This is a genomic window from Amycolatopsis decaplanina DSM 44594 (assembly GCF_000342005.1).
GTDB lineage: Bacteria > Actinomycetota > Actinomycetes > Mycobacteriales > Pseudonocardiaceae > Amycolatopsis > Amycolatopsis decaplanina.
This window is the reverse complement of sequence record NZ_AOHO01000078.1, coordinates 202,599-220,268: the sequence shown is the minus strand read 5'-3', so window position 1 is coordinate 220,268 and position 17,670 is coordinate 202,599. Positions and strand designations below refer to the sequence as shown.

The following is a 17,670-nucleotide window of genomic DNA, read 5'->3' as shown; positions in this document are numbered from 1 at the left end:
ACGCAGTTCGGACATAAATAGCGGACTTCGCTGGTCTTCGTCCGGCTCGGCTCCACAGACTGCGATTACTCGCTCAAGTGGACTCCGGAGGTGAACGTGAACCGTGCCCCGCTGTCTGCGTCCTTGCTGGTCGCCCTTGGCTGCGCGGCCTGCGGGACCACGGCTCCCTCCGACGTCCGCCCGCCCGAACCCCGGTCCTCCGCCGAGACTCCGCGGATTCCTATCGGTTCCGTCGCTCCCCGGCCGCCGCTCCAGACCGTTCCCGCCACGGTGATTCCGCTGCCAACCGTCGAAAGCCCCCGTCCGGACGACGCCGGGATCTTCGCGGATCCCGCGACGGTGAGCGCCGAATGGCTGCGGCAGTGGTGCACGCTCGACTGGCGTGAGCCGATGAACGCGAACCTCGATCGCGCGGCGCGTTACCAGACTTCGTCCTCGGCCAAGGACGACCGCCGCGAAGGCGACACCGACGACACCTACCGGAGCATGCGGGAACAACAGCTAAGCAGCGGTTGTGACGAAGTGACCGCGATGTCGAGCCCGGAAGCACCACAAAGCGCCGATGTGGCCTATCTGGTGCTTTCCGCCCGCCGCGTCAATTCCGCGGCGGGCGTGGCCTTCGAGGCCGAGCAGGTCCGTTCGGCGCGCCGGGTGCTCCGGCAGACCGACGGGCGCTGGCTGGTCGACACCAGGGTGGAGGCGGGCTGATGCGGATCAGGGCCTTGTTCGCCGTCGTGGTGCTCGCCGTGGGCGGCCTGCTGTTGGTGCTGCCGCGCCCCGAAGAGGCGGAGGCGTTGACCTGCACCGGTGCGGCTCCTCAGCCGGCGGCGCCCGCGCCGGGCGGAACCGCCACTCCGGACCTCGCACTGCCACAGCTCGAAGTCGCCAAGGCCATCGTCGCCACCGCGAAGGGCATGGCGATCACCCGGCGCGGTGTCGTGATCGCCCTGCAGATCGCGAGGCAGGAGTCCCGATTCGAAGCCGGCGTGGTCGTCGGCCGGGCGACCGGCGCCTTCCAGCAGATCGCGCCGGGACCGAACAACGCCTACGCCGGTTACGACCGGAAGAACGCGGGCATGGCGGCGAAGGGCTTCTTCACCGTCCTGCTCGCTCGCGTGCCGGGCTATAACACCGATTCCCGCTCGAACGCCGACATCGGCCAGGTCGTCCAGGCCAGTGGCGCCGGAGCGAGCAAGTACGAACCATGGCAGCCACTGGCCGAATCTCTGGCGAACGTCCTCTACGACGGCACGGCCGCGATGACCTGCCAGACCGGCCAAAGTGGACCGACGGCGGTGCGGGCCAACGGCGTCGACGTCGAACTGCCGCCGGGGGCGGGCCTCACCGGGACGGTGAAGGCGCCGACTCCGGAGACGGCGCGAGTACTCGCGGCAGCGCTCTCCTGGCTGGGCACGCCGTACGCCTGGGGCGGCGGGACCGCGGCGGGGCCGTCCCGCGGCATCCGTGACGGCGGTGTCGCCGACGCGAACGGAGATTTCGCCAAGGTCGGTTTCGACTGCAGTGGATTGATGCTCTATTCCTACGCCCAGGTCGGGGTTTCCCTACCGCGGACCTCGCGCGCACAGCACGCCGGCGGCGGGGCGGTCATCCCGTGGGGTGCGGCACTGCCGGGGGACCTGGTGTTCTACGGCGCCGTCGTGCACCACGTGGCGCTGTTTCTCGGTGTTGTCGACGGCGTCCCGTACATGGTGGAAGCGCCGCAGAGCGGTGATGTCGTCAAGGTCTCCCCGGTGCGCACCGGTGGGGACTTCCGGGCGGAAGTCGTCCGGCCCATTCCAGGAGGAGGGGCTGATCAGCATGTCTGAGCACCCGCCGGGCTACGAGGCCGAACAACCCGTCGACCTCAGCAGGCCGGTCGCCTACCAGCCGCTCCCGGCCCCGGAGCCGCCCGCGCCCGCCCGCCGCCCGGAGGGGCGTAAGGAAAAGCAGAAGAAAGCGACGGAAGAGGCCGCTCCCGAAGCCGTCTACGGGCTTGTCACGGTCGCCAACGTCCAGCCACGGACCTTCAAGAGCACTGTCGCCAGGAAGCTCTACGCCGGCCTCGAACCCCGCCATGTCAACGTGCGGCTGTGGAACGGTGTCGGCACGATCAGGCTCGACGGCCTGGTCGTCGCGGATATGCCCGCCGATCCGCACGGTACCGACTGGCGACGGCAGAGCTGGACCACCGACCAGCTGGTCCTTCCGATCCCCGACGACCTCCACGCGGCAAGGGCGGCTTGGTGGATGCTCGACAGGCTGGCGGCCGAAGGCCGTCCGGATCTGGTGAGCACGGCGATCGTCGTCGGCATCCAGACCGGCGCGCATCGGATGCTCGGCCGCAAGATCGCCAAGACCTTCGGGGAACGGACGGCGGAGGTGATCCGCGTCAAGCTGCCCGGCGGGATCGTTCCGGCCGATGACGAAGCACGGTGGGACCCCCTGGTGACCGCGGTGTCTCACGCGCTGAAACAGCTGTCCTCGCGAAGCCGCCCGGCGATGCTCCCGCCGAGGACTCCGAACCAGGTCGTTCAACTCGACAGCCGACGTCACGGGAAGGCCGCGAACCAATGATTCTCCACTTTCTCGCCCAGTCACCGAATCCCTTCGACGGTGTCGTGCCCAACTTCGGCGTCTTCGGCGTCGACTTCAACGCCGCCTGGAAGAAGCTGCTCGGTGGAGCGTGGGGTCTGGCATTCGTCGTGATCGCCTTCGGCGCGATCCGCGCGACGCTGGAACTGCAGTCAGCGAAGCGGCACGGGTACCACACGTCGGTCGCCGAACATTCGGCTTCGCTCAAGCGCTCGGTGATCGGACTCGCCGTGCTGGCGAGCCTGGGGCTGATCTTCGGCGCCATCCTGTCCGTCTTCTGAGAGGCATGAGATGCCTGGTATCGACGGCCGCGGCCACCTCGCGGAGTTCGTCCCCGACGCGTCGACCCCGCTCGACGACCTCGCGAACTCGGTGCACGCCTCCGCGTTCGATCTGGTCAAGCAGGTGCTGAACGGCTTGGGGGAGCAGGGAAACGTCAATCCCGCCGCGCCGGGTTTTCTGACTCAGTACGCAGCTGCCGCCGGTCTCGGGCTGGTGGTCATGGCGTTCGCCGCCATCTTCTCGGTCTTCCACGGACTGCGTCGCGGCGGCCGGGACGACCTGCGCGAGTCGCTGTTCAAATACCTGCCGTTGGCCGTGCTGCTGATCGTCTTCTCCCCAGCGATCGGGGTTCTGGTGTCGAGCGTCGCGAACGCGGCCACCGAGGGGATCACCGGCTGGGGCGCCACCACGATCGGCCAGACCGGCTCCCGGGTGGAGAAACTGGCCGGGATCACCGCTGACAAACTGCCGGGCGGGGCGTTCACAGGCCTGATCGTTTCGATGCTGATCGTCGCCGGCGCGCTCGGCATCTTCCTTATCCTCGCGGTGGAGAAGATCGGCCTGCCCGTCGCCGGAATCATCGCCGGAATCGGCTGGGGCATGCTGGTACATCCTGTCTGGCGGCCGAAGGCGCTGCGGGTGCCCGGCCTCTGGCTCGGCTTGATCTTCGCGAAGCCACTGCTCTTCCTGCTGCTCGCCGCCGCGTTCGGAGCTTTCGGTGCGGCCGAGGGGGACCCCGCGGGCATACCCGGCCTGATCCAGTTGTGCCTGCTGGCCGTCGCCCTCATCGTGTCGAGCGTGACGCCCTTGATGATCCTGCGCCGGCTTCCGACGACACGAACCGGAGCGGCGGCCCGGTCGAGTGCACGGCCTTCGGCTCCAGTCGGCGTTCGCGAATCGGTCGCCGTCTCCCTGGAACGGGGTCCAGCGCTTTCGACGCCGATGATCGACCGTGGTCCGGAGCGTTCGCATTCCATCGAGCAGGCGTACGAACAACGGCAGCGGGAACAGCAGAGTTCGCAGCGTGACAGGGGACAGGCTGAGCAACGGCAGAACGCGCCCGCTCTCTCGGGTCACCTTGAGGCGGAGACCCACACCGAGAAGATCTCGTCTCCGATCCGGGGGCGTGCCTGATGCGCACTTCGATTCTGGGCGGGGAAGTCGTCGGCCGCGGCCTGCTGGGCAAAGTGGACGGTCGCACCGGGGTCGCCCTCGGCGTCGTCGGCCTGCTGGCAGGCTGGCTGTGGCTGGGGATCGGCGGCGTCGCGGGCACCATCGTGGGTATCGCCGTCCTTCTCGTCGGTGTCACCGTCCTGTACCCGTGGAACGGGCAGCGGTCCGTCGCGGCGGGCTGGGTCCGCCGGTGGCGGTTCCTGGTGCGCCGACGTCGCGGGGTCACCGCCTTCACCGCCGAGCCGGGCAGCGAACAGGCGGTCCTGCCACCACCGCTCGGCCGGGTGGCGCCGCTGGACCTGGCCGGGACACCGCACGAGGACATGTTCATCCTGCGGCACTCGAATCCTGGCGAAACCCCGTATCTGTCGGTGGTGATGGAGGTCGACGGGCAGCCGCAAGGGCTGCGCACAGTCGCCGAGTTCGAGTCAGCCTCGGCCCGGTACGGCGTGATGCTGTCCCAGCTGGCCCGGGACGGCTCCTTCCTGCGCGGTCTTCAGCAGATCAACCGGATCCTGCCCCACGACCCCGCGCGCCATCGCGCGTTCGTCGCGGCCAGGATCTCCGAGCGGCCGGGTATCGAGGCGCTCGTCAAGTCCTATGAGGACCTGATCGACCTCACCGCGCACACCGCCGAACAGCACCGGAACTACCTCGTGGCCCGATTCCCGCTGAACGGCGAGTTCGCCGCCGCCGCCCGCCGGCACGGGCAGGGCGAGACGGGCTGGGCCGGACTGGTGCGCGAGGAACTGGCGAGGCTCGCCGATCTGGTGAGCCGGGCGGATCTGGTGCGGCCCCGGGTGCTGGGCGAACAGCGCACCTGCGCGGTCCTGCGGTCGATGCAGGATCCGGCGTTCCCGGTGGATCAACACGAGGGGATCCGCTGGCACAACTGCTGGCAGGACTACCGCTCCGACCGCGGGCACATGACGGTGAACGACCGCTGGCTGCATCGGGTGGCCGTGGTGCCCAGGGACGGCATCGGCGCCGTGCCACTCGGTCCGCATTGGCTCGCGCCGCTGCTGGTCGAAGTCAACCCGGCGGTGATCCGGACGCTCAGCGTGCGGATGGAGTTCGTCCCGGCGCGGATCGCCAGGGCGCGGGCCGTCCGCGACGTCACCGTCGACGGCGCGAGCAGGCACAACGCCGCGGAAAAGGGTCAGGTCGGCGACGGTACCGACGACCTGCTGCTGTCCGCGTCCCGGCGACGGCTCGACGACCTTTCACCCGGCAGCGGTCACCACGGCGTCGACTGGTCCATGGCCCTCTCGGTCACCGCCGCCGACGAGGGTGAGCTGGCCAGGGCATCCACGCGGGTCGGCAACGCCGCGGCCAACTGCGCGATCGGAAGACTGGAATGGCAGGACACGTGGCACGACGCGGCGGCGATCACCACCTATCCGTTGGCGCGGGGAATGGCGGTACCCAAATGACGGTACGGACGTCGGCGGCCATGCCCGGTGCTCCCGAAGCACGGCAGATGCCGCCGCCGGTGGCCGAGCCAGGGGCGCGGCGGAAGAAACGCCGCGACGTGCGCCGGACGCGCTGGCTGGACCGGGCGGGCTGGTACGAACCCCGTGAGGCCGGCGCGCGGTCGACGACGCGGCAGGCGGAGGCGCTGAACCTGGCCCTGTCCTCACCGCCGACGACACACCGGGGCCTGATCCTCGGCACCGACAGGCTTTCCGGGCAGTTGGTGTGCCACGACCCCTTCATCGCCTACGACGACAAGCTGGTTTCGGCGCCCAACGTCGCCGTGATCGGCGACGTCGGCAAGGGCAAGAGTTCTCTGCTCAAGACCTGGGGAACGCTCCGCCAGCTGCTGCTGTCCGGTCGCCGCGTGGTCGTACTCGACAAGAAGACCCAAGCGGGACAAGGGGAGTACACCCGGCTCGCCCGCGCAGTCGGCGCTCCGTCGATCCGGTTCGCGGTGGACGGCACCGGGAGCAGGCTGAACCTGCTCGATCCGGTCATCTCGCTGGGCGAGGCGGGCGAACTCGGCAAGCAGGCAGGGCGGCCCACCGGGCAGATGATGCTGCTTCGCGCCGTCCTCGCCGAAGCGCTCGGCCGCGAGGTGAGCGAACGTGAGGGCAAAGCGCTGCGGATCGCCCTGTTCGCCGCGACGAGGGACGCGCGGGAACGCGCCCGCGTCCCGGTGATCGGCGACATCGTCCATCACCTGATCAAACCCGCCGCCGAGGCCGCGAAGAACATCGGCATCCCCGTCGCCGAACTGCGAGAGTGGGGTTTCGACCCGGCCTTCGCACTGGAGCGGATGATCGAAGAAGACCTCGCCGGTCTGGTGGACGGGGAGACCTCGCCCGACGTGCAGCTCGACCACCCCAGCGGGTTGGTCCACTTCGACATCTCGGCCCTTCCGGTGGAGGGGCCCGCCCTCCGGATCGTCATGACGGTCATCAACACTTGGCAAACGAACATGCTCGCGCAGCGTTCGCAGCGGCTGATGCAGACGGTCAACATCGTCGAGGAAGGCTGGCACGTCGCGGAGGGCGCGCTCGGCAAGGTGTTCCAGCGCAACACGAAACTTGCCCGCGGACTGGGTCTGGCGACGATGGCGGGGTTTCACCACGTATCGGATCTCCCCGCGGAATCGGCCGCCCGCTCGTTGCTGCAGGAAGCCGAGACGGTGTTCATCTTCGGACAGTCCTTGCGTAGCGATGCCCTCGCCTGCGTCGACCTGTACGACCTGCCGGCGGGGACTGAGGACACCATCATGGGACTCGGCCGCGGAACCTTCCTGGCCAAGATCGGCTCCGAGGCGCCGCTGCTGGTCCAGCACATCCGCTCACCGGCCGAGATCCAGCTCACCGAGACCGACGACGCCATGACCGGCAGGGGATGAGGGCCGTGGCGCGAAAGCCGTGGCTGGGGTTTGTGCTTCATGCGGGTGCGCGCGTCAGGGTCGGTTCGTTCGAGGTGGTCACGAGTCTCGTGCCGCTGACCCAGCCGTAAGGCGTTGCGAAAGCCACTTTCGCAACGTTGAAGGTTGCGAAAGTGGCTTTCGCAACCCCGTTTGCCTGGCGGACAGCGCTGGGTCGAGGGGGCGTTAGTGATAATGACGGTCATTATGGAACCCGAATCGCCACTCACGACCACCGCGAGGCGGACCTTCATGCACTTCGGGCTCGGCGCGGCATCGATATCGGGGGTCGCGGGCACGTTCCGGTTGCCACGTTCATCGTCTCGTACGTGGCGCTCAGGACGCTCGCGGCCATGCTCGACCCGCGGATAGACGAATGCCGATGAACCCAGATCTTCTCGGCCGCCACGGCCTCTTGTCCGACCGCTGCCGTCGCGAGCCGTCGCGCACGCCGGCCGTTGGCCCATATTTCGATGAGGAAGGTTCGTTCATGATTCTCCGCGATGAATGGATCGCTCTCTCTGGTTGTCCTTTGTGGCCGCGTGCTACGGTCAGTATGCGTTGCGCATTGCCGCATATCGGCCGGTCAGTGTCATACGCGGAAGAACGCTGTTGTTGAATCGTGAGGACTCGCTCTCCGAACTCTGCCGGCAACCTTGACTATCGCAGGAGTAAAATTGACGACCGCTTGTTCACCTCGTGCGGAACGGACCGTTGTGGATGTGGCGAATTCATCGAATAAATCGCGCAATATCGTGGGTAAAATCACTCTGATCATTCGCTTTCTGGGGCAGAAAGAAATTCCATGCGGGCTCGCTGAGATAGCCAGGGGAGTGTGCTTGGCCAAGACAACTGCGCATCGTCTACTGCATACTCTCGAGGCTGAACGAGTGGTCCGCCGCACGACCGCGGGATACGAACTGAGCGATCGCGATTCGACGATGGGTATGGCCGGTGACGGTCACGCGGTCGTGCGCCGTCACGCACTGAAGGGCATGTTGTCCTTGTACGAGTCGACGCACATGCTGGTTCAGTTGATGGTCGTCGAGGACCGTGTAGTCCGCTGTGTCGACCAGTTCGAGCCGCCGGGTGACAGCATGCTCAGCAGGCCGATCGACTTCAGGCGACGGTGGCAGGCGCACCAAGTGGCAGCCGGGCAGGCAGTGCTTTGGAGCAGGCGGCAGGAATCGCCAACCGAGCGTGTCGCCCCCAGGATTGCCTTCGATGACGGTATGACGCACCACAAGCTGTTCACCGCCGCGGTACCCATCATGATCCGCGGAGATCGGCTGGCAGCGATCTCCTTGTCCGGGCCCCGTATGGCGGTATTCCGAGCCGACATAAGGGAAAAGATGTCGTCCATCGCCTACCGGTGTGAGCACGAGCGCGGTCGGTGGGTCAGCTGACCCGCGGTTCGGGCGGCTCGCCTGAATGTACGGCCGCCTGGATGGCCGAGACGGGACCGCAGGGCGTCTATTCGGCCGGATGGCTCAACAGTCGAGGCTTCGCCAGGGTTAAAACATGCCTTTTCTGTGCCTCTTTCAGCAAAGTTCTTGCTTCCTTCGTTCGGTCCGGAGAAATTCGTATCAGGCCCGGCTGTCGAGGGCGGATCGCGCACGACGCGGAAGAGGGGAGCCTATGAAGACCAAGGTGGAGCTGCGGCACCTGCGTTACTTCGCCGCAGTGGCGGATACGTGTCATTTCGGCAGGGCGGCCAGGCTTCTGCATATGGCCCAATCCGCGCTCTCCTCCGCGATCCGCCAGCTGGAAGACGAACTCGGCGTGTCGTTGCTGGCGCGCACCACCCGGCAGGTTCGCCTTACCCCGGCGGGCGAGTTCTTCTTGGGGGAAGCGCGACGGATACTCCAGGGGGTGGATCTGGGGATCCGCGGTGTCCGGCTGATCGGGGAAGGCCATCTGGGGCTTGTCCGGGTCGGATTCACCGGAGCGTCCACCGTCGCTCATCTTCCGGCCGTCCTACAGGCGATCAAGCGGCGGTTGCCCGAGATCAAAGTGGAGATTCATAACGACCTCTCCACTTCCCTTCAATGTGACAGGCTGCGGGACGGCACTTTGGATATAGGAATCCTGCACGCCCCGCTCACCGGCGACGGACTCGATGCCAAGGTGATCGGGAGCGAGTCGTTGATCGTGGTGGTGCCCGCGGGGCATCGGTTGGCTGGGAAGTCGGTGGTGACGATGGCCGACTTGCGTGACGAAGACTTCGTGACCTGCCGGGAGGTGGATTCGGCGGTCAGTCGCCTTGTGCTGCGCGGATGCCTGGATGCCGGATTCACACCCCGTGAGAGGCATGGGGCGTCCAGTACGGCGACGGTGCTCGCGCTCATCGCCGGCGGACTCGGGATCGGCGTCGTTCCGGCATCGGCGGGGGGTTTGCCGATGCCAGGCATCATCTGCCGGGAACTCACCGGTGTGGCATCCGTTCGGTTGGCCTTGGCCTGGCGGAAGTCACAGGTGGCTCCGATGATGTCCGCTGTTCTCGCGGCGTTGGACGAGATCACTTCGGTACCGCGCCCACTCGCGAACGGATAGGTGGGGGCGGGAGGCTTTGGTGGCGAGTGGCACGCCGCCGGCGCGCGACCAGGATCGCGAGGTACAGCAGTGCGGGTGCGGTGACCACCTGAGCCGCCCATAAAAAGGTGTTCCCCAACGAAACCCCGTAGATGAACCACAGGGAAAGCCGGGCCGCGAAAATGGCCATGAAACAGCCCGATATCTCGTTCGAGTTCGAGACGGATCGCAGCCGGAGCACCTGTGGCACCAGTGCGGTCGTCGTCGCCGTGACCGCGACCCAGCCGACTTGCGCCGTCGGGAGCTCGGTCACCTGCGAGGCCAGCGGGAGACCGAGGATCACTGTGATGCCGAGGGCCGCGTCCCGAGAAGACCGGTTGCCGAACCGGACGGTCAGGCAGACGAGGATCAGGACGGGACCGATCGCGGCGATCTGTGCATACTGGAAGGCCTGTGCCTGTCCGAACCTGAGCCCGTAGACGAGCCACAACCCGATTGCGACGCCTTGGATCACGAGAAAGGCGATGCTCAGCTGGTCCGCACTGCGAGTCGTGCGAAGAATCCGGAAAATCTGCGGGACAAGCGATCCGGCAGTACTCAGTCCGGCGACATAACCGACGAGATCGATGATCGACATGAGTCCTTTCCTGTGCATGGCATTTACTGCTCACGGTTCACAGTGCCTCCTCGGGATCACCTTGACAAGGTGATGTTCCGTCGATCAGAACGGAGAAGTTGCTCGCGTTCCGCGCAACGGAATGGGGACTTTCGTCGGCTTCCCCGCCATGCGACGCTCAAGTGAACAAAGAGTCGGTACTGCGGCGAAAATGGGGGCAAGGTGGACATGGCGAACATTCCTGCGGCGGTAGTCACCGGAGCGACCACGGCGCGTGGCATCGGCCGCGCCATTGCGTTAAGACTCGCCGAGAACGGTCATCCCGTGGCGTTGCTCGGCCGGAATCTGGTCACCGCTCGCGAGTACGCGGCCGAGATATCCGATAAATACGGAATTCCCGCCGTTGGCGTGAGCTGTGATGTGACAGACCCGAAGTCGGTCGATGAAGCCGCCGGCGAGGTGGATGAGCGATTAGGGCCGGTCGGCGTCCTGGTCAATAACGCGGGTATCACCGACCCCGGCAGGTTCGTCGATATCGATGTGGCGTCCTGGAACGCCGTCGTCGACGTCAGTGTGGCCGGCACGGTGAACATGATGCAGAGAATGGTTCCTGACATGATGCGACGAAAGGCCGGTCGCATCGTCAACATCACCTCGGTCAGTGCGCAGAATGGCGGAGGTGTGTTCGGCGGCGCCCACTACGCGGCTGCCAAGAGTTCCGTCGCAGGCCTCACTCGTGCGGTCTCGAGGGAATGCGCCCATGCGGGAGTCACCGTCAACGCCGTCGCCCCGGGACTGATCGACACCGATATTCGCGGTGAGGTCGATCCAGCGCTCATAGCCGAGGTCGTCAGCGGCATTCCTGTCGGCAGGATGGGAACGGCGGAGGAAGTAGCGGCGACCGTCGCGTTTCTGTGCGGCATCGAAGCCGCGTACATCACCGGCGCGACGATCGACATCAACGGTGGGCTCTACCTGCGCTGACGATGGCCTTCAGTCAGTCGAGAAAGGAAGTCGTGCAAGAATTCAGCTGGACCGCGGTGGAGCAACGAGCCGTCGACACGGCGCGAGTGCTTGCGATGGACGCGGTGAACCGCGCGGGAAGTGGACATCCAGGCACCGCCATGAGCCTGGCTCCGGCGGCCCACTTGTTGTTCCAATCCGTGATGCGACACGATCCTTCACAACCCGATTGGAGTGGGCGCGATCGCTTCGTGCTGTCAGCGGGCCACGCGTGTCTGAGTCAGTACATCCAGCTCTACTTGACAGGATACGGGCTGGAGCTGGCCGACATCGAGGCTTATCGGACCTGGGGGTCCGTCACGCCGGGACACCCCGAGTTCGGGCTGACCGCTGGAATCGAGACCACCAGCGGTCCGCTGGGCCAGGGCGCGGCGACGGCGGTCGGCATGGCCATGGCCGCCCGCTACGAACGCGGCCTGTTCGATCCCGGCGCGGAACCCGGTCAGTCGGTCTTCGACCACACCATCTGGGCGATGGTCTCCGATGGCGACCTACAAGAAGGCGTGTACCTCGAGGCCACTTCGCTCGCGGGCCACCAGAAGCTGGGCAATCTGGTCTTTCTCTACGACGACAACCGGATCTGCAACGACGGTTCGACGCTCGCGGCCTGGTCCGAGAACGTGGTCGCACGGCACGAGGCATGCGGCTGGCACGTGCTGGAAGTCGAGCCGGCTCCGTCCGGAGACATCGCTCCGCAGGAGCTCCTTGCCGCTTTGATCGAGGCCAAGTCCATTCTCGATCGACCGTCGCTCGTCGTTCTCAGAACGACCATCGGCTGGCCCGCTCCTACGGTAGGCGGTACTTCCGTCGCGCACGGCACACCACTGACGACCGAAGAACTGGCGGCCACCAAGCGACTGCTGGGTTTCGACCCCGAACGGTTCTTCGACGTCGATCCAGAGGTGATCGAGTACACGCGGCGAGCGCGGGAACGAGGCCAGGCCCTGAGGCAGTCGTGGGAGAAGCGGTTCGAACGGTGGCGCCGAGAGCATCCTCTGCGTGCGGAAGAGTTCGACCGTATTCAAGCGAAGTCGCTGCCTCCTCACTGGCGCTCCAAAGTGCCGATCTTCCAGCCAGGAGAGTACATCCCCACGCGTGTGGCTTCCGGGCGGGTGCTCACCGCTTTGGGCGGTGTTGTGCCCGAACTGTGGGGTGGTGCCGCGGATGTGGCCGCCTCGATGAACACGACGATCGACGAGAGCTCGCATTTCCTTCCCGAGGGCAACCCGCTTCCCGGGGGTGACAGGTACGGCCGGACGGTCAACTTCGGAGTCCGGGAACACGCGATGGGCGCGATCATGAACGGCGTGACGTTGCACGGAGGAACCAGGATCTACGGTGGCACTTACCTGGTCTTCGCCGACTATATGCAGCCTGCGCTGCGGATGGCGGCGATGATGGGGCTTCCCGTGATCCACCTCTGGTCGCATGATTCGATCGGGGTCGGCGAGAACGGCATGACCCACCAGCCGATCGAGCAACTGGCCGGACTGCGTGCCATGCCGGGGTTCAACGTCGTACGCCCCGCCGACGCCAACGAAACCGCGGTGGTGTGGGAGGAGATCCTGCGCAGGCAATCCGAGCGTCCCGCACCGCACGGCATCGCGCTGACCAGGCAAGCGACGCCGGTGCTGGAGATCAACCCTGATGCGGCACGCGGTGGTTACGTCGTGCACGAGGCCACCGACGACCCGGCGGTCATCCTCATGGCCACGGGATCAGAGGTCCAGATCGCGCTGCGGGCCCAGCAGATCCTGGAAGACGACGGGACCGCGACCCGTGTCGTCTCGATGCCCTGCGTCGAATGGTTCTGCGAACAACCCGCCACCTACCGGGAATCCGTCCTGCCGAGGACGGTTCGAGCCCGTGTCGCGATCGAGGCCGCGGCGTCACTGAGCTGGCACCGATTCGTCGGCGACGCCGGCCGAGTCGTCGGCATCGATCGTTTCGGCGAGTGCGGTCCCTACGAGTTGCTATACCGGCGCTTCGGTTTGACACCGGAAGCCGTTGTCGCCGGCGCGCGCGAAGCCATCGAAGCCGCCCGCGTCCACACCACGATCTGAACATCATCCGGAGCGGAGTAGGTAATGACGACTGACCCCCTGGAAAAGTCATTGCGTAACCGAGCGGCGGCGGTGATTCCCGGCGGTATGTACGGCCATATGACCCGTGTCTTGCTCAGTGAGGACCATCCGCAGTACGTGACGGAGGCGCACGGCTGCCGGTTCACCGGCGCGGACGGGCGGGAGTATCTCGACCTCATGTGCGGCTGGGGACCGGTGGTTCTCGGCTATGCCCACCCCGCCGTGCGCCGGGCCGCCGACGAACAGACTCGCCTTGGCGACTGTGTCAACGGCGCCGCACCGGTGATGGTGGAACTGGCCGAGCTGCTGGTGGACACGGTGCCCTCCGCGGACTGGGCGATGTTCGCGAAGAACGGCACGGACGCGACGACCACCTGCGTGACGATTGCGCGGGCGGCCACCGGACGTCGCAAGGTGCTGACCGCCCACGGCGCTTATCACGGCGCGGTGCCTTGGTGCACCCCGGGGAAGAGCGGGGTCACCGTGGAGGACCGTGCGCATGTCGACCACTTCGAGTACAACGACATCGCTTCATTGGGAGCCGCGGTGGACCGGGCGGGTGGCGACCTCGCGGCGATCGTCGTCTGTCCTTTCCGACATGACGTGCGGCGGGATCAAGAGCTGGCCGATCCGGAGTTCGCGCGTGCCGTTCGTGCCCTGTGCAACCGCACGGGCGCAGCGATGATCCTGGACGACGTCCGCTGCGGGTTCCGCCTCAGTCTCGGCGGTAGCTGGGAACCTCTCGGAGTGAGACCGGATCTGGCGGCGTGGTCGAAGGCAATGGCGAACGGCTATGCCCTCGCGGCCGTCACCGGAATCGCTGCACTCCGCGACGCGGCCTCCGACGTCTACGTGACCGGGTCCTTCTGGTATTCGGCGGTGTCGATGGCGGCTTCCGTCGCCACGTTGACCGAGCTTCGCGAGACTGATGCGCTGGTCAGAATGGACCGGGCGGGACAACGGTTGCGGGACGGGCTTGATGCTCAGGCCAAGCGGCACGGGCTCGAGGTCAACCAGACCGGACCGGTGCAAATGCCCCTGCTGACCTTCGCCGGAGATCCGGAATTCACGGTGGCAACGCGGTGGGCACGTGAGGCGGTGACACGCGGCGTATACCTGCATCCCACGCACAACTGGTTCCTGTCCGCCGCGCACACGGAAAGTGACATCGACGAAATACTCGATCGAACCGAGGATGCGTTCGCCGCTATCGCGCGGTCCGTCGGCGGCCTGTCTCCGAACTAGTATATCGAGGGCAAGTCGAATTATGGCGTGGCGGAGCCGACGGCGGGAGCGGACTCGCCAGGGATCCCTGGCGCTCCTCGGGCTGTCCGCGATGTGCACTTGACCTGCGAGTGTCCAGTTTGGGCCTATTGCATGGTTTGGTGAGGGGGCGTGAGTGGCGATCAACAACCCCACCACGCGCCACGCCCGGGCCAGGCCGGCGGTCACTGGAGGCAAGTACGTGAAGCCGATTCAGTCGAGAATCGCCGGCAAGCCGTCAAGCCGTCGCATGAAAGAGCCGGGACGCCAGATCAGGTCTTCGGGTGCCGCCGCGAGTCGGGTTCGCGGGAATCTGGTGATCAGCATGCGCAGTGCGATCTCGGTTTCCAGCCTGCCCAAGGTGGCGCCGAGACAGCGATGCGCCCCGTGCCCGAACCCCAGATGCCCGCGCGTGTCGCGCTCGATGTCGAAGGTGTTCGGGTCCGGGAACCGGGCCGGGTCGCGATTCGCCGCACCGGGTGAGACGGCGATCATCTCACCGGGCGGGATCGTCACCCCGTCCACTTCGACGGGCTTTTCACAGAACCGCGGGGGGAGCAGTTTGAACGGAGACTCGTAACGCACGATCTCTTCGACGGCCTGGCCGAACAGTTCCGGCGTGGCGATCAGCTTCTTCACCGCGTCCGGCCGGTCGAGCAGCAAAGCGAGTCCGGTGCCGATGCTGGTCGCCGGTTCCGAGCCGCCGATGAGCAGTACCACGTAGGTGGAGGCCAGTTCGTCGGCGTCCATGGCGCCGTCCGCTTCGTGGATCCGCAGCAGGCGCGTGAAGAGGTCGTCTCCCGGTTCGCGCTTCTTCACTTCGATCATGCGGAGGGCGAGTTCGTGCAGTTGGTGAGCGCCGTTTTCCGCCTCGGCGACACTGTTGCCGGTCAGCATCGACATCTGCCAGCCGGGGAACTCTCCGCGTTCGTGCTCGGGAAGTCCGAGCAGATCGGCCAGCACCGTGGTCACCAGCGGCCGGGCATAGGCGGTGACCAGGTCGACCGGTTCGCCGAGTGGCAGGCGATCCATCAGGGAGGTGGCGGTCCGTTCGATGGCGGGCCGCAGCCGGGCGACACGCGTCGTGCTGAACTCACCGCTCAACTGTGCCCGGAGCCTGCGATGGTCGGGGCCGTCGCGATCGAGCAGGCTGCGCCGCGACCTGTGCGCGAGTTTGGCGCTGTGGTCGGGGCGGAGAATGGACTGCGGGACGACTCTCTTCCGGTGCTGCACGATGTCCTTGCACGCGCCGGGATCGGCGAGGATCTTGCGGACGTCGGCGTACTGGGTGACTGCCCACATCCGGAAACCGTTGACCTGGACGGGTACCGCGGGCGCCGTGTCCCGCAATCCGTCGAACACCGCGTAGGGGCAGGCGGTGTATCGGGGCGTCGCGAGGTATTTCGGTCGGTTCTCGGTCATGACAGCCTCCTGCCGTCAGGTCAGATACTGACTTCCGGATAGCCGCGCCGAGGCTTGGAAACCTCGTCGAGCCTGAGCCGGTGCTCCTCGGGCAGGCAGAGATCCGCGCCGGCCAAAGATTCTTCGAGTTGCTCCGTGGTCCGCGCGCCGACCAGCGGGGCGACCACGCCCGGACGATCACGAACCCACGCCAGCGCCACGGAAACCGGGGTCACTCCCAGTTCGTCGGCGACGGAGGCCACGACCTCGACGATTCCGGCCGCCCGGTCATTGAGATGCCTGCCCACATACCACTTGAAGAACCGGCTCCCGGCCCGCTTCTCCGGTACACCGTGCCGGTATTTCGCGGTCAGCACACCCCTGCCCAAGGGCGCCCACGGGAGGATCCCGAGGCTCTGATGCTTCGCCGCGGGCACGACTTCACGCTCGATGCCTCGCTCGAGGAGCGAATACTCGACCTGGGCACTGGCCAGCGGCCGGCCGTTCTTGCTTGCCTGCCGGACAGCGGCGACGGCGGTTTGCCAACCCGAGTAATTGCACACACCGGCGAAGCGCGCTTTTCCGGAGGCGATCGCGGTATCGATGGCCTCGAGGGTCTCGTCGATCGGAACCTTCCTGTCCCACGCATGCACCTGCCACAGGTCGACGTGATCGGTGCCCAGCCGGGAAAGTGAAGCGTCCAGCGCGCTCAGCAGGTAGCCGCGTGAGGCGTCCGCGAAAGGCTTCCCGTCGACGATGACCGCCGCGGATTTCGTGGTCAGTACGACGGAATCACGCATCAGGCCCGCACCGAGCATCCGGCCGATGAACCGCTCGGCATGGCCATCGCCATAGACGTCGGCGGTGTCCAGGAGATTGCCGCCCGCCGCGAGATAGGTGCTCATCTGGCTCGTCGCGACGTCGAAGTCGGTCGTAGTGCCCCAGGTCGACGTACCCAGGCCGAAAGGAGAAACGATCAGGTCGCCTTCGCCGAGTCGGCGTGATTCCTTCATCGTGACGATGCCCTTCGCTCGGAAATTCGCGCATCGAGGTCGTCCTCGGCGTTGACGACGAGTCCGGTAAGGACGTCGGCGTCGCCCCTTGCCAACCGCACCAACGCTTTGACGGCGGTGTCGAGTGGGGTGAAGGCACCCGAGTCGCGGGCTTCGATCGCCCAGCGGCCGATCCGGTCGAGCCAGGGGTCGTCGGTGTTGCCCACGAACCGCATGCCCTCGCGGGTCAGCCCGGCGTCGACGATGCCGGGGTTGTAGCTGAGCACGGTGACACCGGTGGACCGCAGTTCGGCCGCCAGGTTCTCGGAAAGTTTGAGCAGGGCCGCCTTGGACACCGAATAGGCGGTGGCGTACGGCCAGCGTTTGATTCCGGCCGGGCTGACGAGATTGATGATCCTGCCGCGGCCTGCCGGGATCATCACCGCCAGCGCGGCCTGTGCGGTGACCAGCGGACCGGCGACGTTGACCTGCTGGGTGCGCCACCAGGCGTCGAAGTCGACGTCGGCGGTCGGTCCGACCGGGCCGGGATCGACGGCGTTGTTCACGAGCACGTCCAGCCGTCCGGTGATGGCCATGATCCGCGTGACGACGTCCTTCATCGCGCCGCCGTCGACGACGTCGGCGCGCATGGCCTCGACGAGGATCCCGTCAGCGGTCAGCTTTTCGGTGGTTTCTTCCAGTGTCGCGGCATCCCGCCCGGTGATGAAGACCCGCGCGCCCGCTTGTCCCAGTGCCTCGGCGAACGCACGACCCAAGCCCTTCCCGCCACCGGTGACGAGAACCGTCGAATCCCGCATGAGGTATCACTTC

At 66.5% G+C, this 17,670-nt stretch carries 16 protein-coding genes; 12 read left to right on the top strand and 4 right to left on the bottom strand.

The annotated features are described in order from the left end of the window. Positions 1–90 precede the first annotated feature (90 nt). From H074_RS36140 to H074_RS36100, 9 genes are all read left to right on the top strand, one after another. Entirely contained in the window at positions 91–708 is a 618-nt protein-coding gene (locus H074_RS36140) for a hypothetical protein (RefSeq protein WP_007035056.1), read from the top strand. Then, a complete protein-coding gene (locus tag H074_RS42200) occupies positions 708–1,826 on the top strand; it encodes a C40 family peptidase (RefSeq protein WP_007035055.1) in 1,119 nt (372 codons plus the stop codon). Before H074_RS36140 ends, H074_RS42200 begins: the two co-directional genes overlap by 1 nt. Beyond that, a complete protein-coding gene (locus H074_RS36130; RefSeq protein ID WP_007035054.1) occupies positions 1,819–2,574 on the top strand; it encodes a hypothetical protein in 756 nt (251 codons plus the stop codon). The genes H074_RS42200 and H074_RS36130 overlap by 8 nt, the downstream gene beginning before the upstream one ends. Next, the gene (locus tag H074_RS36125) at positions 2,571–2,873 is read left to right on the top strand and encodes a hypothetical protein (protein ID WP_007035053.1); all 303 of its coding nucleotides are present in this window, start codon (positions 2,571–2,573) and stop codon (positions 2,871–2,873) included. Before H074_RS36130 ends, H074_RS36125 begins: the two co-directional genes overlap by 4 nt. A 10-nt stretch (positions 2,874–2,883) precedes the next feature. Beyond that, positions 2,884–4,008, top strand: coding sequence for a hypothetical protein (locus H074_RS36120; protein WP_007035052.1), 1,125 nt, complete (start codon positions 2,884–2,886; stop codon positions 4,006–4,008). Then, the gene (locus H074_RS36115; RefSeq protein WP_007035051.1) at positions 4,008–5,480 is read left to right on the top strand and encodes an SCO6880 family protein; all 1,473 of its coding nucleotides are present in this window, start codon (positions 4,008–4,010) and stop codon (positions 5,478–5,480) included. Before H074_RS36120 ends, H074_RS36115 begins: the two co-directional genes overlap by 1 nt. Next, on the top strand, positions 5,477–6,910 hold the full coding sequence (locus H074_RS36110) for a hypothetical protein (RefSeq protein ID WP_007035050.1): 1,434 nt from the start codon (positions 5,477–5,479) through the stop codon (positions 6,908–6,910). Before H074_RS36115 ends, H074_RS36110 begins: the two co-directional genes overlap by 4 nt. A gap of 740 nt (positions 6,911–7,650) precedes the next feature. After that, positions 7,651–8,334, top strand: a complete 684-nt coding sequence (locus H074_RS36105) for a helix-turn-helix domain-containing protein (protein ID WP_161630726.1) — start codon at positions 7,651–7,653, stop codon at positions 8,332–8,334. Positions 8,335–8,578: 244 nt separating this feature from the next. Beyond that, the gene (locus tag H074_RS36100) at positions 8,579–9,481 is read left to right on the top strand and encodes a LysR substrate-binding domain-containing protein (protein WP_039924300.1); all 903 of its coding nucleotides are present in this window, start codon (positions 8,579–8,581) and stop codon (positions 9,479–9,481) included. On the opposite strand, the gene H074_RS36095 is transcribed toward H074_RS36100, so the two are convergent. Beyond that, entirely contained in the window at positions 9,447–10,097 is a 651-nt protein-coding gene (locus tag H074_RS36095) for a PQ-loop domain-containing transporter (protein WP_007035047.1), read from the bottom strand. The genes H074_RS36100 and H074_RS36095 overlap by 35 nt on opposite strands. 207 nt (positions 10,098–10,304) lie before the next feature. On the opposite strand from H074_RS36095, the gene H074_RS36090 reads away from it, so the two are divergent. From H074_RS36090 to H074_RS36080, 3 genes are read left to right on the top strand one after another with little or no spacing between them, the layout of a single operon-like run. Beyond that, positions 10,305–11,060 (top strand): SDR family NAD(P)-dependent oxidoreductase, encoded by a 756-nt coding sequence (locus H074_RS36090; RefSeq protein ID WP_039924298.1) that lies wholly within the window; start codon positions 10,305–10,307, stop codon positions 11,058–11,060. A gap of 2 nt (positions 11,061–11,062) precedes the next feature. After that, positions 11,063–13,162, top strand: a complete 2,100-nt coding sequence (tkt, locus tag H074_RS36085; protein ID WP_051072082.1) for a transketolase — start codon at positions 11,063–11,065, stop codon at positions 13,160–13,162. A gap of 24 nt (positions 13,163–13,186) precedes the next feature. Beyond that, the gene (locus tag H074_RS36080) at positions 13,187–14,428 is read left to right on the top strand and encodes an aminotransferase class III-fold pyridoxal phosphate-dependent enzyme (protein ID WP_039924236.1); all 1,242 of its coding nucleotides are present in this window, start codon (positions 13,187–13,189) and stop codon (positions 14,426–14,428) included. A gap of 231 nt (positions 14,429–14,659) precedes the next feature. Here H074_RS36080 and H074_RS36075 read toward each other — a convergent pair whose 3' ends face one another. Genes H074_RS36075 through H074_RS36065 form a run of 3 tightly spaced genes read right to left on the bottom strand, consistent with a single transcriptional unit; the run spans position 14,660 to position 17,657 of the window. Continuing rightward, on the bottom strand, positions 14,660–15,868 hold the full coding sequence (locus H074_RS36075) for a cytochrome P450 family protein (RefSeq protein ID WP_007035043.1): 1,209 nt from the start codon (positions 15,866–15,868) through the stop codon (positions 14,660–14,662). A 20-nt stretch (positions 15,869–15,888) separates the two neighbouring features. Then, complete coding sequence (locus H074_RS36070) at positions 15,889–16,860, bottom strand: aldo/keto reductase (RefSeq protein ID WP_007035042.1); 972 nt, start codon at positions 16,858–16,860, stop codon at positions 15,889–15,891. Beyond that, positions 16,857–17,657, bottom strand: a complete 801-nt coding sequence (locus H074_RS36065; protein ID WP_007035041.1) for an SDR family NAD(P)-dependent oxidoreductase — start codon at positions 17,655–17,657, stop codon at positions 16,857–16,859. The genes H074_RS36070 and H074_RS36065 overlap by 4 nt, the downstream gene beginning before the upstream one ends. Positions 17,658–17,670: the final 13 nt, after the last annotated feature.